Annotated in this window: 27 protein-coding genes and 1 pseudogene; 11 read left to right on the top strand and 17 right to left on the bottom strand. The window is 69.5% G+C overall.

Annotated features, from left to right (window positions below; all coding sequences use genetic code 11):
- Positions 1-76 precede the first annotated feature (76 nt).
- Together AB0B82_RS08775 and AB0B82_RS08770 are read left to right on the top strand one after the other, a co-directional pair.
- Positions 77-952, top strand: a complete 876-nt coding sequence (locus AB0B82_RS08775; RefSeq protein WP_360164204.1) for a phytanoyl-CoA dioxygenase family protein — start codon at positions 77-79, stop codon at positions 950-952.
- Positions 949-1,263: a hypothetical protein gene (locus AB0B82_RS08770; RefSeq protein WP_360164202.1), complete on the top strand. Its 315-nt coding sequence runs from the start codon at positions 949-951 to the stop codon at positions 1,261-1,263. The genes AB0B82_RS08775 and AB0B82_RS08770 overlap by 4 nt, the downstream gene beginning before the upstream one ends.
- Before the next feature lies 1 nt (position 1,264).
- On the opposite strand, the gene AB0B82_RS08765 is transcribed toward AB0B82_RS08770, so the two are convergent.
- Positions 1,265-2,761 (bottom strand): HD domain-containing phosphohydrolase, encoded by a 1,497-nt coding sequence (locus AB0B82_RS08765; RefSeq protein WP_360164200.1) that lies wholly within the window; start codon positions 2,759-2,761, stop codon positions 1,265-1,267.
- Positions 2,762-2,830: 69 nt separating this feature from the next.
- On the opposite strand from AB0B82_RS08765, the gene AB0B82_RS08760 reads away from it, so the two are divergent.
- Complete coding sequence (locus AB0B82_RS08760; protein WP_360164198.1) at positions 2,831-4,027, top strand: MFS transporter; 1,197 nt, start codon at positions 2,831-2,833, stop codon at positions 4,025-4,027.
- A 56-nt stretch (positions 4,028-4,083) separates the two neighbouring features.
- Here AB0B82_RS08760 and AB0B82_RS08755 read toward each other — a convergent pair whose 3' ends face one another.
- Positions 4,084-5,100, bottom strand: a complete 1,017-nt coding sequence (locus AB0B82_RS08755) for a lactonase family protein (protein ID WP_360164196.1) — start codon at positions 5,098-5,100, stop codon at positions 4,084-4,086.
- 139 nt (positions 5,101-5,239) lie between these two features.
- On the opposite strand from AB0B82_RS08755, the gene AB0B82_RS08750 reads away from it, so the two are divergent.
- Complete coding sequence (locus AB0B82_RS08750; RefSeq protein ID WP_360164194.1) at positions 5,240-6,094, top strand: arylamine N-acetyltransferase; 855 nt, start codon at positions 5,240-5,242, stop codon at positions 6,092-6,094.
- Here the strand turns inward: AB0B82_RS08750 and AB0B82_RS08745 are convergent.
- The 10 genes and pseudogenes from AB0B82_RS08745 to AB0B82_RS08700 form a co-directional block, all read right to left on the bottom strand.
- Positions 6,078-6,491, bottom strand: coding sequence for a hypothetical protein (locus AB0B82_RS08745; RefSeq protein ID WP_360164192.1), 414 nt, complete (start codon positions 6,489-6,491; stop codon positions 6,078-6,080). The genes AB0B82_RS08750 and AB0B82_RS08745 overlap by 17 nt on opposite strands.
- 54 nt (positions 6,492-6,545) lie before the next feature.
- Positions 6,546-7,997: an NADH-quinone oxidoreductase subunit N gene (locus AB0B82_RS08740; RefSeq protein WP_360164190.1), complete on the bottom strand. Its 1,452-nt coding sequence runs from the start codon at positions 7,995-7,997 to the stop codon at positions 6,546-6,548.
- Positions 7,994-9,523, bottom strand: a complete 1,530-nt coding sequence (locus tag AB0B82_RS08735) for an NADH-quinone oxidoreductase subunit M (RefSeq protein WP_360164188.1) — start codon at positions 9,521-9,523, stop codon at positions 7,994-7,996. The genes AB0B82_RS08740 and AB0B82_RS08735 overlap by 4 nt, the downstream gene beginning before the upstream one ends.
- Entirely contained in the window at positions 9,520-11,298 is a 1,779-nt protein-coding gene (locus AB0B82_RS08730) for an NADH-quinone oxidoreductase subunit L (protein ID WP_360164186.1), read from the bottom strand. Before AB0B82_RS08730 ends, AB0B82_RS08735 begins: the two co-directional genes overlap by 4 nt.
- Positions 11,295-11,603 carry an NADH-quinone oxidoreductase subunit NuoK gene (gene nuoK, locus AB0B82_RS08725; RefSeq protein WP_360164184.1) on the bottom strand — a complete coding sequence of 103 codons (309 nt, stop codon included), beginning with the start codon at positions 11,601-11,603 and terminating at the stop codon, positions 11,295-11,297. Before nuoK ends, AB0B82_RS08730 begins: the two co-directional genes overlap by 4 nt.
- A 1-nt stretch (position 11,604) precedes the next feature.
- Positions 11,605-12,135, bottom strand: a complete 531-nt coding sequence (locus tag AB0B82_RS08720; RefSeq protein WP_360164182.1) for an NADH-quinone oxidoreductase subunit J — start codon at positions 12,133-12,135, stop codon at positions 11,605-11,607.
- Positions 12,136-12,293: 158 nt separating this feature from the next.
- Positions 12,294-12,515: pseudogene (locus AB0B82_RS08715) on the bottom strand (4Fe-4S binding protein); the annotation flags it as partial.
- A 208-nt stretch (positions 12,516-12,723) separates the two neighbouring features.
- Complete coding sequence (locus tag AB0B82_RS08710; RefSeq protein WP_360164180.1) at positions 12,724-13,920, bottom strand: RNA polymerase sigma factor; 1,197 nt, start codon at positions 13,918-13,920, stop codon at positions 12,724-12,726.
- Positions 13,917-14,261, bottom strand: a complete 345-nt coding sequence (locus AB0B82_RS08705) for a YciI family protein (protein WP_360164178.1) — start codon at positions 14,259-14,261, stop codon at positions 13,917-13,919. Before AB0B82_RS08705 ends, AB0B82_RS08710 begins: the two co-directional genes overlap by 4 nt.
- 53 nt (positions 14,262-14,314) lie before the next feature.
- Entirely contained in the window at positions 14,315-15,262 is a 948-nt protein-coding gene (locus AB0B82_RS08700) for a complex I subunit 1 family protein (RefSeq protein WP_360164176.1), read from the bottom strand.
- 63 nt (positions 15,263-15,325) lie between these two features.
- Here AB0B82_RS08700 and AB0B82_RS08695 point away from each other — a divergent pair, with 63 nt between their 5' ends.
- Positions 15,326-16,159, top strand: coding sequence for an NAD(P)H-binding protein (locus AB0B82_RS08695; RefSeq protein ID WP_360164174.1), 834 nt, complete (start codon positions 15,326-15,328; stop codon positions 16,157-16,159).
- Here the strand turns inward: AB0B82_RS08695 and AB0B82_RS08690 are convergent.
- The 5 genes from AB0B82_RS08690 to AB0B82_RS08670 are packed head-to-tail and all read right to left on the bottom strand — an operon-like array spanning position 16,144 to position 18,903.
- Positions 16,144-16,431 carry a GNAT family N-acetyltransferase gene (locus AB0B82_RS08690; protein ID WP_360164172.1) on the bottom strand — a complete coding sequence of 96 codons (288 nt, stop codon included), beginning with the start codon at positions 16,429-16,431 and terminating at the stop codon, positions 16,144-16,146. The genes AB0B82_RS08695 and AB0B82_RS08690 overlap by 16 nt on opposite strands.
- A gap of 21 nt (positions 16,432-16,452) precedes the next feature.
- Positions 16,453-16,680, bottom strand: a complete 228-nt coding sequence (locus AB0B82_RS08685) for a hypothetical protein (RefSeq protein WP_360164170.1) — start codon at positions 16,678-16,680, stop codon at positions 16,453-16,455.
- Positions 16,677-17,477, bottom strand: coding sequence for an NADH-quinone oxidoreductase subunit C (locus AB0B82_RS08680; RefSeq protein ID WP_360164168.1), 801 nt, complete (start codon positions 17,475-17,477; stop codon positions 16,677-16,679). Before AB0B82_RS08680 ends, AB0B82_RS08685 begins: the two co-directional genes overlap by 4 nt.
- On the bottom strand, positions 17,474-18,031 hold the full coding sequence (locus tag AB0B82_RS08675) for an NADH-quinone oxidoreductase subunit B family protein (RefSeq protein WP_360164166.1): 558 nt from the start codon (positions 18,029-18,031) through the stop codon (positions 17,474-17,476). Before AB0B82_RS08675 ends, AB0B82_RS08680 begins: the two co-directional genes overlap by 4 nt.
- 29 nt (positions 18,032-18,060) lie before the next feature.
- Positions 18,061-18,903 (bottom strand): alpha/beta hydrolase, encoded by an 843-nt coding sequence (locus tag AB0B82_RS08670; protein ID WP_360164164.1) that lies wholly within the window; start codon positions 18,901-18,903, stop codon positions 18,061-18,063.
- An 87-nt stretch (positions 18,904-18,990) separates the two neighbouring features.
- Here AB0B82_RS08670 and AB0B82_RS08665 point away from each other — a divergent pair, with 87 nt between their 5' ends.
- From AB0B82_RS08665 to AB0B82_RS08640, 6 genes are all read left to right on the top strand, one after another.
- A complete protein-coding gene (locus tag AB0B82_RS08665) occupies positions 18,991-20,445 on the top strand; it encodes a cytosine permease (RefSeq protein ID WP_360164162.1) in 1,455 nt (484 codons plus the stop codon).
- The gene (locus tag AB0B82_RS08660; protein WP_360164160.1) at positions 20,445-20,978 is read left to right on the top strand and encodes a cysteine hydrolase; all 534 of its coding nucleotides are present in this window, start codon (positions 20,445-20,447) and stop codon (positions 20,976-20,978) included. Before AB0B82_RS08665 ends, AB0B82_RS08660 begins: the two co-directional genes overlap by 1 nt.
- An 8-nt stretch (positions 20,979-20,986) precedes the next feature.
- Positions 20,987-21,694 (top strand): GntR family transcriptional regulator, encoded by a 708-nt coding sequence (locus tag AB0B82_RS08655; protein ID WP_360164158.1) that lies wholly within the window; start codon positions 20,987-20,989, stop codon positions 21,692-21,694.
- Between the two features lie 194 nt (positions 21,695-21,888).
- Positions 21,889-22,044, top strand: coding sequence for a hypothetical protein (locus tag AB0B82_RS08650; RefSeq protein WP_360164156.1), 156 nt, complete (start codon positions 21,889-21,891; stop codon positions 22,042-22,044).
- A 217-nt stretch (positions 22,045-22,261) separates the two neighbouring features.
- Positions 22,262-22,390: a hypothetical protein gene (locus tag AB0B82_RS08645; protein ID WP_360164154.1), complete on the top strand. Its 129-nt coding sequence runs from the start codon at positions 22,262-22,264 to the stop codon at positions 22,388-22,390.
- A gap of 289 nt (positions 22,391-22,679) precedes the next feature.
- The gene (locus tag AB0B82_RS08640; RefSeq protein WP_360164152.1) at positions 22,680-25,589 is read left to right on the top strand and encodes an AAA family ATPase; all 2,910 of its coding nucleotides are present in this window, start codon (positions 22,680-22,682) and stop codon (positions 25,587-25,589) included.
- The last annotated feature ends 126 nt before the right edge of the window (positions 25,590-25,715 follow it).

Raw genomic sequence — 25,715 nt, 5'->3', positions numbered from 1 at the left:
CACAGCCCACGCGAGAAAGCGCTCGCCGTACCTAGCCTGGTGGAGTAGCAACCACCACCCCACCATGGGAGTCTCCATGCCCCATCCGCATCGCAAGCAGCTGCTCACCTCGGTCCAGATGGCGCATTTCGTGGCCACCGGGTCGCTCCGGATGGACGCCGTCGTGCCGGACGAGATGAACCGGCAGGCGATCGAGGTTCTGCAGGCCGGAATCCCGGGCGTTCCGTACGGTACACCGCTGTCCGAGGCGTTCGTGGACAGCGAGTTCGTCCAGCGGCTCGTGCAGTTGCCCGAGGTGGCCGGCGCGATCCACAGCCTGGTCGGGCCGGAGCCGACCGTCGACCACCACGCGGTCCACATCCGCAAGGCCCACGAGGGCGAGGCGCAGAACCTGCACGGTGACGCGATCATCGACGTCCGCACCGACGCCTTCGACGTCCAGCTCATGTACTACCCGCAGGACGTGACGCTCGAGATGGGCGGCACGCTCAGCGTTCCCGGCAGCCACCTGCGCCGGACCAACGAGTCCGACACCGGCCGCTACCAGAACCTGCTCGGCCAGACCCGCCTGGTCTGCCCGGCCGGCACGGTCCAATTCCTGCACCACGGCATCTGGCACGGCGGCCGCAAGAACGACAGCGACATCGACCGCTACATGTTCAAGATCCGCTTCAACCCGACCGTCCGCCAGGTGCGGTTGTGGAACACCGACGACCTGTACGACGAGCAGGTCGCGGCCGAGCTGGAGCAGGGCTTCCCGTGGTACGAGAACGCCACCGGCCGACTGGAGCGCTTCAACCGCATCAAGCTGTGGCAGGCCCTCACCGGCGACGACACCTACGACCCGAACTACTGGGTCACCCGCGTCGAGAACCGCCCGCAGCGCGTCGTCACCCAACGCGTCGACAACCCGCACGCCAGCGGCCGGGCGAACAAGAAGGAGATGGTATGACCGCCACCGTCGAAACCCCGCAAACCACAGGGCAGCAGGCGAACATCCGCCAGCAGGTCCTCGTCCTCTACCTGGCCTCTTCCGCGCTGGACGCCCGCGTGGTCGGCTGGTCGACGTACGACGGCACCGGCGCCACGCATCCCACCACGGGCGACAGCGACGTACCGCCGTACGCGACCGGACTGGACGCGTTGAAGGACGGCTGGCGACTCTTCCAGGCGTCGCAGCTGAACCCGCCGTACCCGGGCCACGAGTACGACGTGTCGTTCCTCAAGCACGAGTTCTTCTTCGAAAAGCTCGTCACGGTCTGAGTCACACCGTGAACATCCCGTGCTGCATCGCGAACAGCGCGGCCGCGGCGCGAGTCGACACTCCGATCTTGCCGTAGATGTGCTGCACGTGATGTTCCGCGGTACGACGTGACACCACCAGCTCGTGCGCGATCTCGGCGTTCGACGCCCCGCGCGCGACCAGGCGCAGTACCTCGACCTCCCGCTCGGTGAGACCGGCCGGTCGAGGCAGGCGGTGGCCGGGAACCTGTTGCCCGGCCACTGCCAGCACTGCCTGCACGCAGTCCACGTCCAACCGCCCCGCCGTCGCCTGCCCCAGCAGCAGCTCGGCAGCACCCGACGGCGAATGCGCCGACCGATGCGGACGGTCCTCCGTCATCGCCTGGTAGCAGTCTGCCGCCGCCAGCAACCGCGCCGCGATCGACAGCTCACTCCCCTTCACCTGCCGCGTGTACCCAGACCCGTCGAGCCGCTCGTGGTGGTCAGCAGCCAGCGACGCGATCGGCTGCAGTACGACGGAACGCCCGAGGATCCGCCCCGACTGGTAAGGGTGCAACCGCACCTGCTCCCACTCGGACCGCCGCAACGGACCCTGCCGCTCCCACACCGACGCGGGCACGCTCACCCGCCCTATGTCGTGCAGCAGGGCCGCCCGACGCAGCGTGGCCTGCTCATGCTCTGGCAACCCCACTAAACCGGCAGCCCGGTCAGCCAGCGCGGCGACGCCGGTGGAGTGCCCGAGCAGGTACGGCGACGTGAGGTCCACGAAGTACGCGAATGTCCGCGCCAACTCGTCCAGATCGGTCGCCCGGCACCACGGCTGCGGTTCGGCGTCGACGGCCGCTTCCCAGACGTCGATGTCGTCCAGGTCCGCCAGCAGCGACTCGTCGTACGCGGCAACCACCTCAGGATCCAGCCACCCGCCTTGCCGCTCCCGCAAGGTGGCGGCCGAGCGATGGATCACCGCCTGCGTGGCCACCTCTGCGATCCGCGTAGCGATCGCGATCTCCGATCCGGCGAGCCGGCGGGGCCGTCCCTTGCCGTCGAAGCGTTCGAGATTCTGGTAGATCGCCTCGCTCACCGCGGGCCCCAGCGGAAGCCGGGAGGCGAGCATGCTCCCCACCTCGCACACCGCCCGAAGGATGTCGTCGTCACCCGCTCGCACCGTGCGCGCGACGTACTGCAGCCGGCGTACTCCCGTACCACGCCCCACCTGGCTCAGCAGGGCCAGCGACTCGCGACGGCTGGCGGTATCCGTCTGCTCCGCTTGCGGCCGCAGTTCGCGAGCCCGCGGCCCCATGAGGTGCGCTTCCTCGTGCGCGGTCGCCGTACAGCCGAGGTGGCGCAGCAACGTCGTGTAGTAGACCGTGCGCCGGTCGGGTACGCCGAGCCGCTCGGCCAGCCGGACAGCTACCAGGCAGCTGCGCATCGACTTCTCCGGGCGCTGCTCCATCGCCAGGTCGAGGGCCACCGACAGCGCGCAGAGCAGCTCCGCGAGCCGCGGATCCTGCTGTCCCATCGCATCCCTCCTCGGGATGGGCAGAACTACCGATGACCGGCTGGTCCCCGTAGGGCCATTGTGAGCCTCATGAGCACAACAGCAACGACTCGAACGCGTCTGGTCACGCCACAGTTCGTGCTGCTGGGGGGCGCTGCTCTGGCCTACTTCCTCGCCGACGGCCTGCTGGTACCGACGGTGCCACGGCACGTCGCCGGTGCGCTGGCTGGTGGAAACCTCGCCGTCGGTCTGGTGGTCGCGGCCTTCAGTCTGTCCGCCCTGGTCCTCCGGCCGTGGGCGGGTCGGCTCGTCGACCGGCGCGGGCGGGCGGTCGCGATGGCGGGCGGCGGGATCGCGTTCGCGGCCTCGGTCGCGGCGTACGGGTGGGCCGACTCGGTCGAGATGCTCGCGGCACTGCGGCTGCTCACCGGTGTGGGCGACGCCTTCTTCTTCGTCGGTGCGCTGACCGCGATGACCGACCTCGCGCCGGCCGAGCGCCGCGGCGAGGCGATCAGCTTGTTCTCGCTCTCCCTGTACGTCGGCCTCGCGGTCGGCCCACCGCTCGGCGAACTCCTGTTCGCGACGGCCGGCGCCACCGTGGTGTGGCTGGTCGCTGCCGGGTCGGCCGGGATCGCCGTACTGCTGGCGCTCGGAGTCGGTGAGACACGGCCGGACACAACCGTGACCGATGCAAGGCACGCGCGGCTCGTGCCGCGGGCGGCCGTCGTACCTGCGCTGCTGCTGCTCGCGCTGGTGTGGGGTATGGCGGGGTTCCTGGCCTTCGTACCGCTGTACGCGCTCGATCTGGGGCTGTCCGGCGCCGGTCTGCTGCTGTTCGGGTTCGCCGGGATCGTCGTGGTGATCCGCAGCGCCGGGGCTCGCATTCCCGACCGGCTGGGCGCGGCACGCAGTGTGCGGATCGCGTTGCTGTGTTCGACGATCGCACTGGTTGTCATCGGCGGATGGCGGTCGACGGCGGGCCTCGTGGCCGGTACCGCTCTCCTCGGCATCGGCGTGGCGCTCGGAACGCCCGCGATCATGATGCTGGCGCTCGAACGGGCGCCGGCCAACGAGCGCGGCGCGGTGATGGGCACCGTCAGCATGAGCATCGACCTGGCCAACGGGCTCGGCCCGGCGTGCTTCGGCCTGGTCGCCGCGGCCACGGATCGTGGCTTCGGCTTCCTCGCCGCGGCCTTGGTGGCCGCGGGCGGGCTCGTGTTGGCGGCGCGAGGCGGACGTGCAGCACTCACCAACCGCGCCGAATCGGCCCGAACCGCCGCCGGCTGAGCGTGCGGCGGCCCGGCGAGGCGAGGTTGGTGAGTGGTGGGCGTCCGCCGAGCAGGTCAGACCGGGAGGATACAGACCGGTTTCGGCCAGGCGACCGGCTCGCCGGCCTGCGTCAGCTGCCCGTCCGCGCCGATGCTGAACAGCGCGATCTGGTCCGACCGCTCGTTCGCCGCGTACAGCTGGGTCCCGTCGTTGCTGAAGGCAAGATGCCGCGGCCAGTCCCCACCCGACCCGATGGTCTGGACCAGTTCGACACTCAGCCCGTCGGCAGCGGTCGCGAACACGGCGATCGTGTTGTCGCCCCGGTTCGACCCGTACACGAACCGCCCGTCGGCCGAGATCAGCAGCTCGGCCGGGAAGTTCTCACCGGGCGAGTCGGCCGGCCGGGTCGAGACAGTCTGCGCGACCTGCAGTTTCCCGTCGCTGTAGCTGCACACGGTCAGCGTCGAGTCGAGCTCGTTGATCACGTACGCCGCGCTCGCCGTCGGGTGGAACACCAGGTGCCGAGGGCCCGCGCCCGGGTGGATCTGCAGCCGGCTGACCTCCTGCAGTTCACCGGCGCCGGTGAGCGTCGACGAGTAGACCGTGTCGGACCCGAGATCGACGTCGAACACATAGGTGCCGGACGGATCGAAGGCGATCTGGTGCGCGTGCGGACCCTCCTGGCGCTCAGCGTTCGGCCCGGTCCCCGAGCGCTGCACGAAGAACACCCGCTCGCCGAGCGAACCGTCGTCCTGCAGCGCATGGACGGCGACGGACCCCGACGTGTAGTTCGCCGACAGCAGGTACCGGCCGGACGGGTCGATGTCCAGGTGGCACGGGTGCATGCCGCCGGTGGACTGCTGGTTCAGCAGCTCGAGCCCGCCGTCCGCACCGATCGCGAACGCCGAGACCTTGCCGTCGTCCTGCTCGTTCGTGGTGTACAGGAACCGCCCGTCCGCGGACCTGACCAGGAACGACGGGTCGGCGATCGTCGCCACGGCCGCGATCGCGTCCACCGGCCCGAACCCGATCCCGTCGCCGCCACCGGGCTGACTCGTGTAGCTCCCTACATAGATCCGCTCAGAGGTCATACCGCATACCCTGCCAGGCGCTCGGCGCCACAGCACCGCCAGGTCCGCAGCTCGGAAAGCCGACCGCCGTGATCCGCATCGATCCGGACCGCTGTTGACCTCGTTGGGGTCTGTCGGTGGTCTGACATATGGTCTGGCCGTGGACACGGCAGCGATGTTGGAACGGATCGGGCTCGGCACGTACGGCGGTCCGCCGCGGCTCGAGGGGTTGCGGGAACTGCATGCGGCGTTCGTGGATCAGGTGCCGTACGAGACCGTGCAGTACCAACTGATGCCGGGTGGTGCGTTCGAGCCGGAGGACGTCGCGAAGCGGATCGTGGCGCGCGAGACCGGCGGGTACTGCTTCCAGCTGAACGGGACGTTCGCGCTGCTGCTGACCGAGCTCGGGTACCGGGTCCGGATGCACCGCGGCGGTGTCCAGACCGCGACCCATCCCGGCGACGTCGACGGCAGCCACCTGGTGCTCACCGTGAGCGGGCTCGTCGAGGATCCGGAGCGCGAGTGGCTCGTCGACGCGGGCCTCGGCGACGGGCTGCGGTACCCGATGCCGCTGGAGACCGGCGAGTCCGAGCAGGACCCGTTCACGCTGCGGCTGCGTCCGTCGGAGAAGGTCGACGGCTGGCGGCTCGACAATGATCCGCGCGCGAGCCTGATCGGCATGGACTTCGAGTCCGCGCCGGTGACCTTCGACGCGTTCGCGGCCAAGCACGCCGAGCTTTCCGCCGATCCGTCGTCGCCGTTCGTCAAACTCGCGTCCGCGTTCCGCCGGACGCCGGAATCGATTGTCGTACTGCGTTCCATCGGCCTGAGCGAAACGTTTTCCGACCGCGTCGACAGCACGCTGCTGGACCGGCCGGCCGACTACTTCGCGGCGCTCGCGGACGTGTTCCGGTTGCCGCTGCCGCACTACTCCGCAGCCGATCGCGACACGTTGTGGCGGCGCGTCTGGGCGCAGTACGAGGATTTCCTGGCGCGCACTAACTCCGCGTCGTGAGGACGACCACGGCGGTGTCGCCCTCGGCGTACTTGAGGGAAACGGTGTGCAGCGGCCCGTCGGACGATCCCCAACTGGTGGAACCACCGCCGCCGACGCTCGCGTACCCGGTGCCGTGGACCAGCTTGACCGTGCCGTCCGTCACGGTGACCGTGTTCTTCTGACCGTTCAAGGTGAGCACCGCCTGACCGCGGATCAGGACTTCGCAGGTCCCGTCGTTACACGCCGCGTAGTTCTGGCCGTCCGCGGCCTCGGGTACCGGCTCGCTCGACGGCTGGTTGGACTGGGCACTCGATGATGACGTCGTACTCGGCGACGGTTCCGCATTGTTGTCCGAGCCGCTGCAGGCGACCAGCGTCAGCAGCAACACCAGCCCGGCCATTCCTCGTGCGAACATGCCTCCCACGCTAATAGCGGACGTCCGCACGCCTGTCGTGATGGCCGGAAGGTGTCAGGTGGCGAGCGCGAACATGATGCTGGGCAGTACGGACAGCACGACGCCGACCGCAGTACACAGGGAGATCATCGTGACCGCCGGCGTCTCGATGTCGACCGAGAACGGGTCCTCGGCAGGCAGCCGGAACAGTTCGGTGATCCAGCGCAGGTACACGGCCAAACCGATCATGACGTTGACCGCCATCACGATCGCCAGCCACCCCAGATGCGCGTCGATGACCGCCTGGAACGCCGCGAACTTCGTGAACAGCCCGGCCAGCCCCGGCGGTAGCCCGGCCAGCACCACGAGGAAGAAGATCAGCGAGGCAGCCAGCCCCGGCTCGGACCGGACCATGCCGCGATAGTCAGTCAGCAATCCGCCGGGACGATGCCGCTGGACGACCGCGACCGCCCCGAAGGCGCCGAGCGTGACCACGACGTACGCCGCCAAGTAGCCGACGACTGCCTGCGCATCCGCGGCCGCCAACGGTGCGAGCAGGAACCCGACCTGGCCGATTGACGACCATGCGAGTAGTCGCACCGCCTCGACCTGACGCAGCGCCGCCAAGTTCCCGACGGTCATCGTGACGGCGGCGAGGATCGCGATCGCGGTCCGCAGCTGCGATCCGGTCGGCGCGATCCCGGCCGTCACCACGACGAGCAGCCCCGCGACACCGGCCGACTTCGACACGACCGCGAGGAACGTCGTCACCTCGATCGGCGCACCGACGTACGTGTCCGGCAGCCAGGCGTGGAACGGTACCGCCGCGATCTTGAACGCGAACCCGACGACGACGAACAGCCCGGCCGCGAACGCCACCCGGGCGAGGTCCGGGTCCAGGCCGGTCAGCTGGTTCGCGATCGTGGACAGGTACAGCGAGCCGGTCACGCCGTACAGATAGGAGATGCCGAACAGCATCACGGCCGTCGACAGCACCGACACCAGGAACGCCTTCAGCGCGCCTTCGGAACCGCGCCGGTCGCGCCGCAACCCGACCATCGCGAAGCTCGGCAGCGACACCACCTCGAGCGCGATCACCAGCGTGGCCAGGTCCCGCGCGCCGGCCAGCACCGTCGCGCCGGTCAGCGCGCTGAGCAGCAGGAAGTGGTACTCCCCGATCGGCACCTCCGCCGCCAGCAACCGGTACGCCGACAGGCCGACGACGCCGAGGCCACCGATCAGGAGCACCGCCCACAACCCGGCCGTCAACGGTTCCAGGACCAGGCTGCACTCCGCCGGACCCTCGAGCGCCGGCCGGCAGAAGGCGGGTTTGAAGTCGTCGCGGTGCGCCCACACGAAGACAAGGCCGAACAGGATCACCGCGCTGGTCAGTGCCGTGACGATCCAATGCCGGAACTCGGCCGAAGCGCTCTTCCAGAAGCTGTCGATGAGCAGCACGGCGACGGCGCCGACCGCCAGCACCAGCGGTACGGCGACCGCCTGCCAATCGGTCCACGTGAGCGTCATAGGACACTCCATTGCTGCAGGAGAAGGCCGGGCCAGAGCCCGAGCAGCACGGTCAGCACGATCAGCGGCGCCCAGGTGATCAGCTCGATCCGGCTCAGGTCGACCGCGAAGGCGGCGGGCGGATGTTCGGCCGGGTCGCCCTGGCAGAGGTTGCGCACCAGTCGCAGGAAGTACGCCGCGGTCAGCACCGTGCCGAGACCGGCGATCACCATGAAGATCAGGAAGGTTGTCCGCGGCAACCACTCGGCCGGTTCGTAGGCGCCGAGCAGAACCAGCATCTCGCCCCAGAACCCGGCCAGCCCGGGCAGCCCGAGCGACGCCAGCGAAGCGAAGGTGAGCAGGGCGGCGATCCGCGGCAGCCTCGCGTACAGGGCCCGGCCGATCGCGCGCAGGTCGCTGGTGTCGTGGCGGTCCTTGATCGCGCCGGCCAGGAAGAACAGCAGCCCGGTGATCAGGCCGTGCGCGATGTTCGCGAACAGCGCGCCGCGCAGGCCGGCCGGTGACATGGTCGCGATGCCGAGCCCGATGAAGCCCATGTGCCCGACACTCGAGTACGCGATCAGCCGCTTCACGTCGGTCTGCGCGAGACACGCGAGCGAACCGGCGACGATCGCCACGGTCGAGAAGGCGCCTAGGTACGGCGCGATGGTGGCGGTCGCGTCCGGCAGCACCGGGACCAGGATGCGGATCAGGCCGTACGTCCCGAGTTTCAGCAGGACGCCGGCCAGCAGCACGGAACCGACCGTCGGCGCCTTCGCGTGCGCATCCGGGAGCCAGATGTGCAGCGGCCAGAGCGGCACCTTCACCGCCAACCCGACCGCGATGAGGACGGCGGCGGCCAGCGGAACCCCGTGCCCGCCGGCGACCGGCGAGCGGGTCAACTCGACGATGTCCAACGTCCCGGCGACCCGCTGCACCAGCAGGAAACCGAGCAGCATCAGTGCGGAACCGAACACGGTCATCAGCACGAACGTGGTCGCGGCGCGTTTCCGCCCGGCGGCGTCGTGGTGATCGCCCCAGATGTCGATGACCAGCCACATCGGGATCAGCACGATCTCGAAGCAGACGAAGAACAGCACCAGATCCATCGCCGAGAACGTCCCGATCACGCCGGCCTCGATCACCAGCAGCAGCGCGATCAGCGACCGCGTCCGGCCGATCCGCGGTGTGGTCTTCAGCGAGTAGATGCAGCACAGGAACGTCAGCAGCGCGGTGAGCACGATCAGCGGCACCGAGATCGAGTCGACGCCGAGGTGGAAGCGGACGCCCAGCGACGGGATCCACGGCAGGTCCACGACCGCGTGCAGCGGGCGGACGTCGTCACCGAGCAGCTGCCCCTCGGTCTCGGTGTACGCGAACCAGCCATCCGTCCGCGGCCAGAGCAGCAGCGAGCCGACCAGGACCAGCCCGGAGATCACCGAGCCGTACGCCGCCGCGAGCCGGTCGCCGATCGCCGCCGGGATCGACCACAGCGCGGCCGCCGCGAGCAACGGCAGGAAGAGAATCGCCAGCAGGATCGCGTTCACGAGCTGATCACCCCCGCGAGGACAGCCAGTGCCACCACGCCGATGACCGCTGCGGTCAGGTACGTCTGCACGTTGCCGGTCTGCAAGCGGCGGAATCCCTGCGACGCGAGCATCCCGGTCCGCCCGATCGCTCGCACGTAGGCGCCGATGACGTCCCGGTCCCCCGCGACCGTCAGCTTCGCCAGCCACCGGACCGGCACCACGACCAGCGCGTGGTACGCCGGGTCCACGCCGAACTCACGCTCGAACACGACCGGGCGCGGGTCCGCCCCGCGGCGCCACAGCGAGTACGCCGGGAGCGCACCGAGCAGAACGAGCGCGGTCGAGATCAGGCCGATGACCCAGTTGAGGTGCAGACCGTCGGCGTACCCGAGCGCGATCGAGGCGATGGCGAGGAGCACGAGCGGCGCGAGCATGATCCACGGCGCGTCGCGCAGCTTGGAGGTGTCGGGCTCGTCGAGGTCGGCCGCCGCGTCGCCGTCCTCGAACGCACCGATGCCGCCGGCCAGCGCGGGTGTGCGGAAGAACGTCCACAGCCAGAGCCGTAGGCAGTAGAACGCGGTGAGGACGGCTGTCAGGCAGATCGAGATCAGCACCAGCCAGCCGACCGCCGAACCGTCGCCGGCCTTCTCCCAGGCAGCCTCGATGGCCGCGTCCTTGGAGAAGAAGCCCGCGAAACCGGGGACACCGGCGAGCGCCGCAAGACCGGCCGTCATGGTCAGGAACGTGACCTGCAGCGTTTTCCTCAGTTTCCCGCGGCGGGTGTACCGGCGCAGGACGACGAGCGCCGCGCTGCCGACCTGATGCAGCAGCACGCCGGCGCAGAGGAACAGCAGGCCCTTGAAGGCGGCGTGCGTCACCAGGTGGAACAGCGCGGCATGCCGGCCGTCCTCGGTGCCCAGGGACAACGCCGCGAACATGATCGCGAGCTGGCTGACCGTCGACCAGGCGAGAACACGTTTTACTTCGACGGCAGCGCTCGCACACAGGGCCGCGAACAGCATCGTCACGCAGGCGACGATCGCGAGCACGGTCAGCGTGGTGGCCGACGCGCTGAACACGTCGTACATCCGGGCGATCAGGAACACGCCGGCCGCGACCATTGTGGCCGCGTGGATCAGCGCGCTGACCGGGCTCGGGCCGGGCATCGCGTCCGGGAGCCAGGTCTGCAGCGGGACCTGCGCGGACTTGCCGACGACGCCGACCAGGAGCAGCAGCGTGCCGGTGGTCAGCGCGGCGCCGGACATCCGCGCCGGATCGATCTCCGAAATCCGGAACGTTTCCGCGGCCACGCCGAGCACAAAGATTCCGAACAGGAACCCGACGTCGGCGAACCGGGTGATCAGGAACGCTTTGACCGCGCCCGACCGGGCGTCGCGACGCTCCCAGTAGTGGCCGATCAGCAGGTACGAACAGGCACCCATCACTTCCCAGCCGATCAGCAGGAAGAACAGGCTGTCCGACACCACGACCGTCACCATCGCCGCGGTGAACAAGGTGACGAGCGCGTGATACGACGCCGGGCGCTGATGGAGGTATCCGAGCGAATACACCTGCACGCAGGTCGCGATGACGCCGACGACCGCCAGCATCAGCACCGTCAGGTCGTCGGTGCGGACCGCGAAGCCGATCGTGAGGTCGCCGACCTGGGAGTTCAGGAATCCGACCTGGTCCGGGGTGGCGCCGTACAGCAGCGCGGCGAACAGCAGGACGAGCAAGGAGAACGCGACACCGGTGACGCGCCAGACGGTGGCCACCATGACGGCTGGGTTCATGACCGCTCCACCAGATCGCGGGCCGCGTCGGCGTCGACGTGACCGTGGCCGCGGAACAGCAGCAGCACGATCGCCAGGCCGAGACCGATCTCGGCCGCCGCCAGCGTGATCACGAAGATCGCGAGGGTCTGGCCGGTCGCCTCGTTCACCCGCCAGGCGTCGAAGGCGACCAGGTTGAGGTTGACCGCGTTCAGCATCAGCTCGAACGACATCAGCATCGTGATCACGTTGCGGCGCGCGAGGACGCCGTACACGCCGATGCAGAACAGGACGACCGCCAGCAACAGCGGGAGGACCAACGGCATGTCAGCCCTCCTTCTCTCGCCGGCTCGCGGCCCTGCGCTGAGTGGCGCCGCTGCGTTGGGACAGCGCGATCGCGCCGATCAGTGCGGCCAGCAGCAGGACCGAGAGGACCTCGAACGGCAGCACCCAGTGCTTGAAGACCTGCGTCCCGACGGCCTCGGCGGATCCGTCCGTCACCGGCTCGATCTTCTCGTTGCCGAAGGCAAGAATCACGCCGCTGCCGAGCAGCACCGCAAGGACCGCCGCGGCCACAGCGGCGAACGGGCTGCGGCCGGTGGTGAGCTCGGGCAACGGGTTGGTCGGTGCCTTGGTGAGCATCAACGCGAACAGGACCAGTACGACGATCGCGCCGACGTACACCAGGATCTGGACCAGCGCGACGAACTCCGCCTGCAGCGCACCGAAGCAGCCGGCGACGGCGCCCAGCGCGAGCACCAGCCAGAGCGCGGCGTGCACGATCCGGCGGGACACCACAACCATGACGGCCGCCACCACCGCCACCACGCCGGCGACGGCGAACAGAACAGTGGTCACGCTTCGTCCTCGGTGGCCTGCCCGGCATCGGTGGGCGGCTCCGGAGCGGTGACCGGGCCGGGGTCGATGGGCTGCGGCGCCGGGACGGTCCACATCCAGTCGCGGAGCCGGTCCTTCTCGTGGGTCAGGTTCCGGATGTCGGTCTCGGCGTACTCGAACTCCGGTGACCAGAACAACGCGTCGAACGGACACGCCTCGATGCAGATCCCGCAGTACATGCAGAGGCTGAAGTCGATCGCGAACCGGTCGAGCACGTTCCGGCTGCGCTCGCGGGCCTGCTCACCGACCGACGGCGCGGTCTCGGTGTGCGAGTCGATATAGATGCACCAGCTCGGGCACTCGCGGGCGCACAGCATGCAGGAGGTGCAGTTCTCCTCCATCAGCGCGATCACACCCCGGCTGCGCGGCGGCAGCTCCGGGAGAACGTCCGGGTACTGCTCGGTGACGGACCGACGGGCCAGGGTCCGCGCCGTGACCTTCAGCCCCTCGACCAGCCCCTTACCAGGCAGTCCCACACTCCACCTCCCGTCTCTTAGCAGGACATTAGCCGAAACCTCTGCCCGACAGCGCGCCTCCGAGCCGGGCGCGTTACCTCGAGCGGGAGCGGAGGAAGGCTTGTTCGGCCGGATTGGTGGTGCGGGTGCGGGCGGCCTGGTAGGCGGATCGGGCTTCGGGGTGGCGGTGGAGGCGGGTGAGGAGGTCGGCGCGGATGGCGTGGAAGAGGTAGTAGGAGTCGAGCTGCAACGCGTCGACGACGGCCAGGGCGGGTTCGGGGCCTTCGACCTCGGCGACGGCGACGGCTCGGTTCAACGCGACGATCGGGGTCGGCTCCACGGCGAGCAGGTGATCGTAGAGCTGGAGGATCTGGCGCCAGTCGGTGTCCTCCGCGCTCGCGGCGTCGGCGTGGACGGCGTTGATGGCGGCCTGGAGCTGATACGGCCCGGGCTGGTTGCGGCGGAGACAGACACGGACCAGCTCCTGACCTTCGTCGATCAATGCGCGGTCCCACAGCGAACGGTCCTGGTCACGCAGCAGGACGAGGCTGCCGTCCGCAGCGACCCGCGCGGGACGACGAGCATGCTGCTGCAGCATCAACGCGAGTAGGCCGACGGCCTCAGGTTCGTCCGGCATCAGGTCGACGATCAGCCGCCCGAGCCGGATCGCTTCGACGGCCAGGTCGTCCCGTACCAGCGCATCGCCCGACGAAGCGGCGTACCCCTCGTTGAAAATCAGGTATACGACAGCGAGTACGCCGCGGACGCGCGCGGGCAGATCGGCTTCGTACGGCACGCGGTACGGGATGCCCGCGGCACGGATCTTCGCCTTCGCCCGGACGAGCCGTTGCGCCATCGTCGGCTCCGCTACCAGGAACGCCCGGGCGATCTCAGCTGTCGTGAGCCCGCCGAGCATCCGCAGGGTGAGCGCGACGCGGACGTTCAGCGCGAGCGCTGGGTGGCAGCAGGTGAAGATCAGGCGCAACCGGTCGTCGTGCACGGCACCCTCCTCCACTGGCTCGCTCTCGGCGTGCAGCAGCGCCGCCTCGGCCTGCTTGCTCGCCCGCGCGGCCTCGCGGCGCAGGCGATCGACCGCACGGTTGCGCGCGGTCGTGATGATCCATCCGGCCGGACTCGGTGGTACGCCGGTCTCCGGCCACTTCTCCACCGCCGCCGCGAACGCATCCTGCACGGCGTCCTCCGCGATCTCCAGGTCACCGAACACCCGCGTCAGAACAGCGACCGCCCGCCCGTGCTCGGCCCGGAAGATCACCGCGAGATCAGGGGTCACGACTGGAACGGCCGGACCTCGATCGACAGGTTGCGCAGGACCTTGGCCAGCCGCCGCGCCCAGTAGAGGGCGGCGTCCAGGTCCTCCACCTGGATGACGGTGAACCCACCGAGATGCTCCTTGCCCTCGGTGAACGGTCCGTCGGTGACGAGGAGGTCGTCACCGCTCGCCTTCAGCACGGTCGCGGTCTCCGGCGGGTGCAGGCCGGCCGCGAACACCCAGACGCCGGCCTTCTGCATCTCCTCGTTGAGCTGATTCAGCTCCTGCATGATCGGGTCGAGCACCTCGGGCTCCGGCGCGGGACCGTCGGGCTGGTAGATGCTGAGCAGGTACTGGTTCATCGTCGCCTCCTTCTCGCCCTCTACACGAACGGCGTCGGCCCGGATCGACAGACTCAGAAAAGTACGACGCCGACGCCGGTGAGGGCGAGCTGCAGCAGCGCGACCGGAACCAGTCCCTGCCAGGCGAGTTTCTGCAACTGGTCGGCGCGCATCCGCGGGAATGAGACCCGTACCCAGATCACCACGAGCGACACGAGCGCGATCTTCAGCAGCGCCCAGATCCACCCGATCGACTCCGGTCCCGGACCACTCCAGCCGCCGAGGAACAGTACGGTCGTGAGCGCCGCGAGGACGACGATGCCGGCGTACTCGGCGAGCAGAAACATCGCGAACCGCAGCCCGGTGTACTCCGTGTACGGGCCGAAGATCACCTCGGAGTCCGCGACCGGCATGTCGAACGGCGGCCGCTGCAGCTCCGCGAGCCCCGCGATGAAGAACACGACCAGACCGGGCAGCTGCCACAGCAACCACCACGGGTTCCAGGCGTGGCCGATCGCGGTCAGGCTCAGCGAACCGGCGGCGACCGCGACGCTCGCCGCGGACAGCACGAACGGCAGCTCGTAGCTCATCAGCTGCGCCGCGACCCGCAGACCGCCGAGCAGGCTGTACTTGTTCCCGCTGCCCCACCCGGCCATCAGCGATCCGAGCACGCCGATGCTCATCACCGCGAGCACGAAGAACAGACTGGCGTCCAGGTCCGCACCGACCAGACCGGGCGCGAGCGGGATCGCGGCCAGCGCGGCGAGGTACGGCAGGATCGCGACCAGCGGGGCCCACTCGAACACCCGGCGGTCAGCAGCAGCCGGGACCACGCTCTCCTTCTGGACGAACTTCACGCCGTCCGCGACCAATTGCGCCCAGCCGTGGAAGCCACCCGCATACATCGGGCCGAGCCGCGACTGCATGTGCGCCATCACCTTGTGCTCGGCCTGCCCGACCAGCAAGGGCGCCACCAGGAAGGCGACCAGGACGCCCACCACCCGCACCACGAACTCCAGCATGTTGCTCAGCCTAGTAGGTTCGGCTTGACCTCAACCCGCGTTGAGGTCTCAGGGTGGTGGGCCATGACCACGATTCTTGTCACCGGAGCCACCGGCCACGTCGGCCGGCATGTCGTCGAAGGACTGCGCGCCGCGGGCGTGTCGGTGCGGGCTCTCGTCCGTACGCCGGCCGGCGCCGAACTGCCGCCCGACGTCGAATTGGCGCCGGGTGATCTTTTCGATCCGGCGTCCGTACGGCGCGCCGCAGCCGGCGTGGATGCCGCGTTTCTGTTGTGGCCGGCGTACGACGCGTCCGGGGCTGCGGCCGTGGTCGACGAGTTGCCGCGGCGGGTCGTGTACCTGTCCTCGCTGAACGCGCCGTCGGGTGGGGTGTGGGGCGATGTCGAGCAACTGCTGCGAAACGCCGGGAAGGCGTGGACGTTCGTCCGCCCGGGTGGTTTCGCGACCAACACGCTGACCTGGGCCGACCAGATCCGCACCAGCGACGTCGTACGCATCCCGTCCCCCGAGGCGGGACGCTCACTCATCCACGAGCGCGACATCGCCGCGGTCGCCGTACTGTCCCTTCTCGACGGCCATCACATCGGCCGGTGCTACGACCTCACCGGCCCCGAAGTCCGCACCCAAGCCGAACAGATCCAGATCATCGCGCAGGCAATCGGCAAGGACATCCGGGTCGAAGCCCTCTCCGACGCGGAAGCCCGCAGGCAACTCCTGGACCAAGGCGCCGACCCAGCCTTCGTCGACAGCGCCCTCGCGTACTGGACCTCCTTGATCCACAACCCCGAGCCGGTCAGCACCACAGTCCCCCACCTCACCGGCCGCCCCGCCCTCCCCTTCACCACCTGGGCCCAACACCACGCCCCCGCCTTCCGCCCAGGTCAGAGGGGTAGTTGAAGCCAGCCGCCGATGTCGTGGCGGCCGGCGGTGAGGGCTGCGGTGCGGGCCGCGGTATTGGTGGCGTGAATGGTGCCGATCAAGATGCGGGTCGGGTCGGGGAGGGACTGGGCCAGCAAGGTGCTGAGGTAGCGGCCGTAGCCGTGGCCGCGGTGTTCGGGGGTGAGGACGAGTTCGCGGACGACATACGCGGGGAGGCCGAGGGCGTCGTCGGGCTTGATCACCGCGGCGACGTAGCCGGCCCACTCGTCGTCGACCGTGACATCGAACAACAGCCCCTCGTCCGCCGCCTCCTAGCGCGAGGCCGGGCGGTACGTCGTACGCGCGCAGCTCGCGGATCGGTGCCGCGAGGAACCGGCGATCCGGGAGCGTGCCGTCGACGCCGGACGCTGCACTCCACAGGCGGACGTACCGGGGGTGGTGGATGCCGTACCACTCGCGCGCGACCGCTGCCAGCGCCGGGTGATCGGATGCTGCCGCTCGAGGGTGTACCGCGCCAGCTCCTCGGCCGACGGAATCACGACGACTGATCCGACCCTTCGCTCGTAGCGTCACCCGACGCCCCACCGGCACCTTGGTCCGTCGCAGCCGGCGCACCACCGGCGCCCTGGTCCGTTGCAGCCGGCGCACCACCGGCGCTCTGGTCGGTCTGCCGGCGTGTACGGCGTTCACCCGGAGCCCGTCGCGGACGTGCCGGAGCCGACGCGGCTTGCGCGGGCGCCAACGGGTCGGGATCGGGCGACCCAGGCGGTCGCGGCCCCCAGCTCTCGGGGTCGGGCACCCCAGGCGGCAACGTCCGCCGCCGACTCGGCGCTCCAGCCGGCGCGTGATCGGACTCGCCCGGCTCCTTCGCCCCCGGCCACGGCTTCGCGACCCGCGACGCGAGCACGAACTCCTTGCGCAGCGGATGCCCTTCGAACTCGTCCGGCAGCAGCAGCGGGGTCAGATTCGGGTGCCCGAGGAACGAGATCCCGAACATCTCGTACGTCTCCCGCTCGTGCCAGTTCGCCCCGGCGTACACGTCCGACAGCGACGGCAGTACGGCGTTGTCGCGCGGCACCAGCGTCCGGACCAGGACGTGGTCGACCTGCGATCCGCCCCAGAAGTCCGCGAGATGCGACACCACCCGGAACCCGTCCTTGAGCTCGTCGGAGGCACTCAGGAAGTCGAAGAACGTCAGCCCGACGGTGTCCCGCAGGATCTCGTGCGCGACGTCCCACGCCTCCGGCGGTACGTCGACCGCGGCCGGGCCGAAGCTGTCGGCCGACGTCGCGGCGATCCCGGCGCTGGTCAGCGCCTCGAGTGCGTCGGCGCTCACGGCTGCACCAGCCCCCGCGTCAACGCCGCGGCCGACGGCTCGTCGTACCGCGAGGTCACGTTCTCGCCGGCGATCTTCTCCTGCAGCTTGAGGATGCCCTGCAGCAGCGCCTCCGGCCGCGGCGGGCAGCCGGGTACGTACACGTCGACCGGGATGATCTGGTCGACGCCCTTGGTCACGCAGTACGAGTCCCAGTACGGGCCGCCGGAGTTCGAGCAGGAGCCGAACGAGATCACGTACTTCGGCTCGGGCATCTGGTCGTACAGCCGCTTGATCGCGGGCGCCATCTTGTCGGTGACGGTGCCCGACACCACCATCAAGTCGGCCTGCCGCGGCCCGGGCGCGAACGGGATCACGCCGAGCCGGATGAAGTCGTGCCGGCCCATCGATGCCGCGATGAATTCGATCGCGCAGCACGCGAGCCCGAAGTTGAACACCCACAGCGAGTACTTCCGGCCCCAGTTCAGCAGGTACCGGACGGGCTGCGGTGCGAGCTTCGCCAGCGCCCCGACCGCCGGCCGCACCACCGGCATCCCGAGATCCGTCTCCGCCATGTGGTCAGCCTAGGCCATGCCCGACGGCGCTACAGTCCGACGATCTCCTCGGCGAGGATCTCCGGGTACTCGAGCGGCGCGTAGTGCCCGACGCCGTCGACCGGGCGCAGCCGTACGTCGCTGAAGAAGTCGTCGAGCCGGTCGGACCACTGCCGCGGGAACAACGGGTCGAACTCGGGCCACAGCACCACGGTCGGTACGGCGATCCGGTCGTACGACGGCGGCGCGGTTTCGGCCGCGGACACGGCAACTGCCCCTGCGCCGGCCCGGTACCAGTTCAGCGCGGCCGTGAACGCACCCGGCGCCGAGTACACCTCGACCAGATGGTCCAGCTCCGGCTGGAAACCCGGCCCGGACCAGTGCGTCCAGAAATGCGTCAGATACGCCCGCACCGCGTCCTCGCGACCGTCGATCAACTCCTCGATCACGGGCAGCCGATGGAACGCCTGGTACCAGAACTCCGCCTGCGCGTGCTCCGCGAAGATCCGCTTGCCGATCCCCGGCAGCGGCGGCGCAACCACCAGCCCTTCGACCAGGTCGGGCCGGCTCCTCGCGATGCCTTGCGCGACCCGGCTGCCGACGTCGTACCCGGCGAGCACGGGCCGGTCCAGCCCGAGCTCCGCCATCAGCGCCACGATGCTCCGGCTCTGCCCGTCGACGCCGTACTGCGTCGGATCGGCGGACCGCCCTTTCGAGGCGCCGAATCCGCGCAGATCCGGGACCACCACGTCGAGGCCGCGCTCGACCAGCAGCGGCACCAGCAGCCGGTAGTCCGTCCGGTCGCCCGGCCAGCCGTGCAGGAGGACGACCGCGGGACCTTCGCCGTGCCGGTCGTACGCCAGCCTGAACCCGTCCACCGCTTCGCTCAGCATGCGTCTCATTGTCGCTTGACCGCGGCGAAGGCGGGTCCTACCGTCGTTTTGAACAGGACTGAACAGGTCCTCCCCCAAGGAGCCGGTATGACCGACCAGGTCGAGGTGCAGCAGCAGACCCGGGCGCTCTCGGTGGAGAGCAACGGGCTGAACGTGATCGCGGACGCGGACCGGAAGGGCCGACCGAGCCAGCTGTTCTGGCCGTGGTTCGGCGCGAACGTGTCCGTGCTCGGCCTGAGCTACGGCGCCTTCGCGCTCGGGTTCGGGATCTCGTTCTGGCAGGCGGTGATCGCGGGGCTGATCGGGGTGGTGTTCTCGTTCCTGCTCTGCGGCCTGATCGCGCTGGCCGGCAAACGCGGGTCGGCGCCGACGATGGTGCTCGGCCGGGCCGCCTTCGGGGTCCGCGGCAACAAACTGCCGTCGCTGGTCTCGTGGCTGCTGACGGTCGGCTGGGAGACCGTGCTGACGATCCTCGCGACGCTGGCGACGGCCACCGTGTTCGAGCGCCTCGGCTGGGGCGGCGGGACGCTGACGAAGGTGATCGCGCTGCTCGTTGTCGGGCTGCTGACCGTCGCGTGCGGCGTGCTCGGGTTCGACCTGATCATGCGCGCGCAGACCGTGATCACGGTCGTGACCGGCGTACTGACGGTCGTCTACATCATCCTGGTCGCCGACCAGATCCACTGGAGCACGGTGTCCGCGCTGCCGAGTGGATCCACCCAGGACGTGGTCGGCGCGCTGGTCTTCCTGATGACGGGCTTCGGCCTCGGCTGGGTGAACGCGGCAGCCGACTACTCGCGCTACCTCCCGCGCGAATCGTCGAGTCGCGGCGTGGTCGGCTGGACGACGTTCGGCGGCGCGCTGGCACCCGTCGTACTGCTCGTCTTCGGTCTGCTGCTCGCCGGGTCCTCCGCGGACCTGTCGAACGCGATCGCCGCGGACCCGATCGGCGCCCTCGCCGAGGCGTTGCCGACCTGGTTCCTGGTGCCGTTCGTGCTGGTCGCGGTCCTCGGGCTGGTCGGCGGCGCGGTGCTCGACATCTACTCGTCCGGACTCGCGCTGCTGTCGCTCGGTCTGCCGGTCAAGCGGTACGTCGCGGCGCTGATCGACGGCGTCGTGATGATCGCCGGGACGATCTATGTGGTGTTCTACGGCGGCGAATTCCTCGGCGAGTTCCAGGGCTTCCTGATCACGCTCGGCGTACCGATCGCGGCGTGGTGCGGGATCATGCTCGCCGACATCGCGTCCCGGCGCCGCGACTACGACGAGGACGACCTCTACCGGCCCAGCGGGCGGTACGGCGACATCCGGTGGCTGCCCGTGCTGACGATGCTCGTTGCCACCGGCATCGGATGGGGCCTGGTCACGAATTCGCTGGCCTCGTGGCTGACCTGGCAGGGCTACCTGCTCGGCGCCTTCGGCCTCGGCGGCAAGGACGGCACCTGGGCGTTCGCGAATCTCGGCGTACTGGTCGCGCTGGTGCTCGGATTCGTCGTGCAGTGGTTCGGCGGGCGGCCCGCCGTACGACGTCAGGAGGCGTGATGACGCTGGCGATCATCGACCTGCAGAACATCTTCGCGGACCCGGAATCCGGCTGGGCCACCCCGGACTTCGACCGGGTCGTGGAGCCGACGAAGCAGTTGCTCGAACTCTTCTCACCGGACGCCGTGTTCACCCGGTTCGTCGCGCCGCCGATGCCGGAGGGCTCGTGGGCGACGTACTACCAGCACTACCCGTTCGCGCTGCAGCCGCCGCAGTCGCAGGCGTACCAACTGGTCGACGAGTTCAAGGGCGCCGAGACGCTCGACAAGACCACGTTCGGCGCGTGGGGACCTGAGCTCGCGCGCCGCGTCGGGACCGGCGGCCATCTCGTCGTCTGCGGTGTGACGACGGACTGCTGTGTCATCACGACGGCGCTCGCGGCCGTGGACGCGGGCGTCTATGTCCAGGTCGTCGAGGACGCCTGCGCCGGGTCCGACGAGGAGACCCATCGGAAGGCGATCGACATCATGCGGCTGTACTCGCCGATGCTGGAAATCGTCACGGTCGACCAGTTGCGCGCGCTGAACCAGTGAGTCCCCTGATGCGGAACGTCGCGCTGAAACACGAACGGATCGCCCGGATCCTGGCGCGGGAGATCAAGTCCGGCGTCGTCCACCGCGGAGCGCAACTGCCCGGTGAGAACGAGCTGGCGAAGCGCTTCGCGGTCAGCCGCAACACGGTCCGCGCGGCGCTCGCCGTACTCGCCGAGGACAACCTGATCACGACGCGGATCGGCAAGGGATCGTACGTACTGTTCGATGGGCGCCCACTGGACGGGCGGCTCGGCTGGACGCACGCGCTGTCTGAGCAGGGTGTCGAGACCCGTCTGCGGGTTGTCCGGATCGAGCTCGCCGAGGATGTGGAGCTCGCCGAGCGGCTCGCTCTGGATTCGCCCGCGATGGTCGTGATCGAGCGCGTCCGGCAACTCACCGACGGCACGGCGATCTCACTCGAGCGAAGCCGGATCCCGGCACTCGAAGCGCTCCGCGACCTGCCCGAGCGCGGCCTGGACGACGGCTCGATCAGCGTGACCCTGAACCACGCCGGCCTCTACCTCGACCACTGCGAGCAGCACCTCCGCGGCCGCCCGCTGACACCCGTCGAGGCCGACCACCTTGACCGCCCAGCCGGGACATGGTTCCTGCACACCACGCGGACCAGTTGGACCGCCACGGATCAGTTCGCCGAGTACGCCGACGAACTGCTCGACCCGGCGCATTACGAGCTGCACCTCACCTATCCCCGGTGATCCGGTACCTCCAGGTATGCAGAAGTGCCTCCGGAGGCCCTTTTGAGGCCCGTTTCACCGGGTTCTGCAGTGCCCTACGTCCGCCGGCCCGCCCACCTAGGGATATGTGCTGATGTGGTCGCCCACCTCAGGCGCGCACTGTCTTGTCCAGGACAAAGCAGCCCTTGTCCAGGACGAAGCAGCCGGAGGACAGCATGTTCGTTTACTCGACCGACGTGGTCCGCGCGGAGATGCGGTACCGCCAGGATCGGATCCGCCGTGACTTCCAGCGCCCGTGGTGGTTCCGCAAGCCGGCACTGCAGCCGCCCCAGCCCTGCGCGCCCGAACTGCGGGCACGTCCGGCGATGTGACCGCACGAGCACCGCCCCTGACCCCCTTCCCACCCGCGCGGCCGGCTCCTGGAGCCGGCCGCGCTTTCTCGTCTCCAAGACCCTTCTAGGCCTCCCTAGGGACCCCTCAGGCGGGCGCCGCACCGGGGATAGGGAGGACTTCCGATGTGCCGCCCCTCCTCAGACGAGCAGATTGATCACTGTCGGCAGCACGCCGGCACCGACCCAGGAGGAACCGATGTACACGAACGCAGCAGTCAAGGCCGAGGTCGACTACCGCAGGGAGCGCCTCAGCCGTGACTTCCGGCAGACCCGGAGCACCCGGGGCCGCCGGCACCTGACCACCTTGTTCGGCCGGAAAGCCTGAAGGGAGGGAAAACCATGTTGACCACACTGGTGACCGCAGATTCGCTGCGGGCAGAGTCCGAGTACCGCCTGGAGCGCGCCAAGCGCGACTTCCGGGCCGCGAACCGCCGGCGTCGTTCGGAGCGGGGTTCGCAGCCCGAGCCGCGGCACGCCCTTCGGCCCCGTCCCGCCGCATGACCGCCGAAACCGCCGTCCCTGACCTCAAGATCGTGCTCGGGGACGGCGTTTCTGCTGCGGGGAGACCTGCTCGGACGGGATGCCGTCGATTTGTGTCGGCGCCAGGGGCGAAGATGGACACCGTGCCCTGGAACTCGACACCTCTCGTCGGCCGCTCGTCCGAGATGGCCGCCCTGCTCAGCGCCGTGGACGACGCCAAGACGCGTCGCGCCGGCGCTGTGGTGCTGTCCGGCGACGCCGGCGTCGGCAAGACCCGGCTGCTGGACGAGGTGGCCACCGGTGCGCACGAGCGCGGCTTCGGCGTTCTGGTCGGGCACTGCACCGACTTCGGCGACGCCGGTTTGCCGTACCAGCCGTTCTCGGAAATCTTCGGCCGCCTGGCCGGCGACCGCCCCGACCTGGTCGAGGGCGTCCTGCGGAACTTCCCGGCGATCGGCCGGCTGTTGCCCGCGCACCGCCTGCTGAGCGCCGCGCCGGTGCCGCAGGAGGGCCAGCTCGACCGGGCCGCACTGTTCGACGCGGTCCTCGGCGCGTTTACCGCGCTGTCCACAAGCGAGCCGCAGCTCGTCATCGTCGAAGACGCCCACTGGGCCGACGACTCCACCCGCGACCTGATCGGTTTCCTGATCACCCGGTTGACCTCGCAGCGCCTCGCGCTCGTCGTCTCGTACCGCAGCGACGACCTGCATCGGCGGCATCCGCTCCGCCGCCCGATCGCCGAGTGGTCGCGCCATCCACGGGTACGACGGGTGAATCTGCCGCCCCTCGACGCCGACGAGTCCCGCACCCTGCTGCACTCGCTGCTGCCGACGCCGCTGCCCGCGGAGGAGGAGCGCCGCATCCTGGAGCGGGCCGGCGGCAACGCGTTCTTCACCGAGGAGCTCGCCGCGGCCGCCTCGATGGGCGACGACGACGCCGTACCGCCGGACCTCGCCGACCTGTTGCTGGTCCGGCTCGACCCGCTGTCCGACGACGCCCGCCAGGTCGCGCGGGTGATCGCGGTCGCCGGCCGCCGGGTCCCGCACACACTGCTGACCGCGGTCGCAGGCCTTCCCGACCGCGAGCTCGACGAGGCGCTGCGCGAGCTGATCGACGCGCACATCATCGACCAGCCCACCAGTGACCGGTATTACTTCCGCCATGCGCTGCTCGCCGAGGCCGTGTACGACGACCTGCTGCCGGGTGAGCGGGTCCGCCTGCACGCGGCGTACGTGCAAGCTCTGAAGGAGCAGACCGTCACGGGTACGGCGGCCGAGCTTGCAGGGCATGCCACGCGCTCGCACAACCTGCCGGTGGCGTTCGACGCGCGGATCCGGGCCGGCGAGGAGGCGATTTCGGTCGCCGCACCGCAGGACGCGCTGAAGCACTACGAGCTGGCGCTGGAGTTGTTCCCGAACCGGGACCCCGATCACCCGATCGACAAGACGACGCTCATCGTTCAGACCGCGACCGCGGCGACCCTCTCGTCGCAGCACCTGCGTGCGGTGAAGCTGCTTCGCAAGGCGCTCGCCGACCTGCCGCCGGACGCGCCACGACTGGAGCGGGCGCAGCTGTTGCTGCCGTTGGCCGACATCGCGCTCGTGATCGATCAGGACCAAGAGGCGCACGAGGCAGTGACGCAGGCGTTGAAGCTGGTCCAGGACGAACCTTCGAGTGTGTTCAAGGCGCAGGTCGCGTCGTTGTACGCGCGGGTGTCCGACGCACTCGGCCGCCCGATGGAGGCGGAGCGCTGGGCACACAAGGCGCTCGAGATCGCCCAGGACGTCGGTCAGGAATCCGCGGCGAGCGACGCCGGGATCACGCTGGCCCAGCTACGTCGGCGAGCCGGAGACCCCGAGACCGCGGTGAAGCAGTTCGAAGAGGCCGCCGTCCGGGCGCAGCTGACCGGTGACCAGGCCGCCGAGGTGCGCAGCCGGTTCCTCGTCGGGTCGACCCACTACGAGCAGGGCGACCTGCTGAACGCGAAAGCCGCGCTGTCGTTCGCAACCAAGCGGGCTGCCGAGCTCGGGCGGCAATGGGCGGCGTACGGATTCGACGCACGCCGGATGCTGGCGCTGACGCAGTACATGCTCGGCGAATGGGACGAGGCGGCCGAAACGGCCCGGACCGATGCGATGACACCGGCGGCCGCCGCGGCCGGGCTGCGCTCGGTGGGGTACTCGGTGCGCAGCGGTCGCGGTGACACCGCGGTCGCGGAGGAGTTCGAGCTGTCCCGCAAGTGGTGGGATCTCGACATCATGGTGCCGATCCTCGGGCTGCAACCGGCCGTCGAGGCGTACCGCTTCCTCGACAATCCAGCGGCGGCCGAGAAGCTGATCGCGGATGTCACCGCGCTGTGCAGCGATGTGTTCCAGACCGAGTGGTTCCTCGGGCGGATCCGATTCTCCACGCTCGAGATGCAGGTGCTGTGTCACCGCGCGGTCGGCGAGCCTTCTGCTGCGGCCGATCTGGTTGCTCGGGGCGCGGAATTGCTGTCCCTCGGGCAGGCGACCGTCGAGAAGGGTCTGCCGCCCGGGCGCTTGATGGGCGTCGAGGGCCTCGCCTGGATCGCCCGTCTGGAGTCCGAATGGGACCGCCTACGCTGGCTGACCGGCATCGACCCGCCGACCCCCGAGGAACATGTCGCGTCCTGGCAACGGACAACCGAGGCCTTCGGGTACGGGTACATCTACGAGCAGGCCTGGTCACGCATCCGGTACGCCGACGCCCTCCGCGCCGCCGGCCGCGTCGCCGAGGCAAACGAGCAGACCGCACTGGCCGCCGAAACCGGACGCGAACTCGACTCCCGCCCCCTCCTCGATGACGCCGGCGCCGGCGACACCGGCGCGAGCGCGCTGACGACTCGCGAAACCGAAGTACTCCGCCTGCTCGCCCAAGGCCGCACGAACCGACAGTTGGCGCGAGAGCTGTACATCAGCGAGAAAACGGTCAGTGTCCACGTCTCCAACATCCTCGCCAAACTAGGCGTCCGCTCCCGCACCGAAGCCGCCGCCGTAGCCCACCGCCAAGGCATCCTCGACTGACCCCACCACCCGGTGAACGCCGGGCACCGCTGACGAGGTTACGGCCGGCTGATCCGCGGGACGGCGTGCGAGTGGATGACCGCGCGTGTTGGGGGTTCTTCGTCGGTATGAGAGCAGAGAACCCCT

Origin of the sequence: Kribbella sp. NPDC048915 (assembly GCF_040649595.1) — a bacterium.
Lineage (GTDB): Bacteria > Actinomycetota > Actinomycetes > Propionibacteriales > Kribbellaceae > Kribbella.
The sequence above is the reverse complement of the archived record's forward strand: the minus strand, read 5'-3'. Positions and strand labels throughout refer to the sequence as shown.

Excerpts from the sequence above, each read along its gene's own strand:
- AB0B82_RS08775 (WP_360164204.1), top strand. The coding sequence starts at position 77 with ATGCCCCATCCGCATCGCAAGCAGCTGCTCACCTCGGTCCAGATGGCG.
- AB0B82_RS08770 (WP_360164202.1), top strand. The coding sequence starts at position 949 with ATGACCGCCACCGTCGAAACCCCGCAAACCACAGGGCAGCAGGCGAAC.
- AB0B82_RS08765 (WP_360164200.1), bottom strand. The coding sequence starts at position 2,761 with ATGGGACAGCAGGATCCGCGGCTCGCGGAGCTGCTCTGCGCGCTGTCG.
- AB0B82_RS08760 (WP_360164198.1), top strand. The coding sequence starts at position 2,831 with ATGAGCACAACAGCAACGACTCGAACGCGTCTGGTCACGCCACAGTTC.
- AB0B82_RS08755 (WP_360164196.1), bottom strand. The coding sequence starts at position 5,100 with ATGACCTCTGAGCGGATCTATGTAGGGAGCTACACGAGTCAGCCCGGT.
- AB0B82_RS08745 (WP_360164192.1), bottom strand. The coding sequence starts at position 6,491 with ATGTTCGCACGAGGAATGGCCGGGCTGGTGTTGCTGCTGACGCTGGTC.
- AB0B82_RS08740 (WP_360164190.1), bottom strand. The coding sequence starts at position 7,997 with ATGACGCTCACGTGGACCGATTGGCAGGCGGTCGCCGTACCGCTGGTG.
- AB0B82_RS08730 (WP_360164186.1), bottom strand. The coding sequence starts at position 11,298 with ATGAACCCAGCCGTCATGGTGGCCACCGTCTGGCGCGTCACCGGTGTC.
- nuoK (WP_360164184.1), bottom strand. The coding sequence starts at position 11,603 with ATGCCGTTGGTCCTCCCGCTGTTGCTGGCGGTCGTCCTGTTCTGCATC.
- AB0B82_RS08705 (WP_360164178.1), bottom strand. The coding sequence starts at position 14,261 with ATGAACCAGTACCTGCTCAGCATCTACCAGCCCGACGGTCCCGCGCCG.
- AB0B82_RS08700 (WP_360164176.1), bottom strand. The coding sequence starts at position 15,262 with ATGCTGGAGTTCGTGGTGCGGGTGGTGGGCGTCCTGGTCGCCTTCCTG.
- AB0B82_RS08695 (WP_360164174.1), top strand. The coding sequence starts at position 15,326 with ATGACCACGATTCTTGTCACCGGAGCCACCGGCCACGTCGGCCGGCAT.
- AB0B82_RS08675 (WP_360164166.1), bottom strand. The coding sequence starts at position 18,031 with ATGGCGGAGACGGATCTCGGGATGCCGGTGGTGCGGCCGGCGGTCGGG.
- AB0B82_RS08670 (WP_360164164.1), bottom strand. The coding sequence starts at position 18,903 with ATGCTGAGCGAAGCGGTGGACGGGTTCAGGCTGGCGTACGACCGGCAC.
- AB0B82_RS08665 (WP_360164162.1), top strand. The coding sequence starts at position 18,991 with ATGACCGACCAGGTCGAGGTGCAGCAGCAGACCCGGGCGCTCTCGGTG.
- AB0B82_RS08660 (WP_360164160.1), top strand. The coding sequence starts at position 20,445 with ATGACGCTGGCGATCATCGACCTGCAGAACATCTTCGCGGACCCGGAA.
- AB0B82_RS08655 (WP_360164158.1), top strand. The coding sequence starts at position 20,987 with ATGCGGAACGTCGCGCTGAAACACGAACGGATCGCCCGGATCCTGGCG.
- AB0B82_RS08650 (WP_360164156.1), top strand. The coding sequence starts at position 21,889 with ATGTTCGTTTACTCGACCGACGTGGTCCGCGCGGAGATGCGGTACCGC.
- AB0B82_RS08645 (WP_360164154.1), top strand. The coding sequence starts at position 22,262 with ATGTACACGAACGCAGCAGTCAAGGCCGAGGTCGACTACCGCAGGGAG.
- AB0B82_RS08640 (WP_360164152.1), top strand. The coding sequence starts at position 22,680 with ATGGACACCGTGCCCTGGAACTCGACACCTCTCGTCGGCCGCTCGTCC.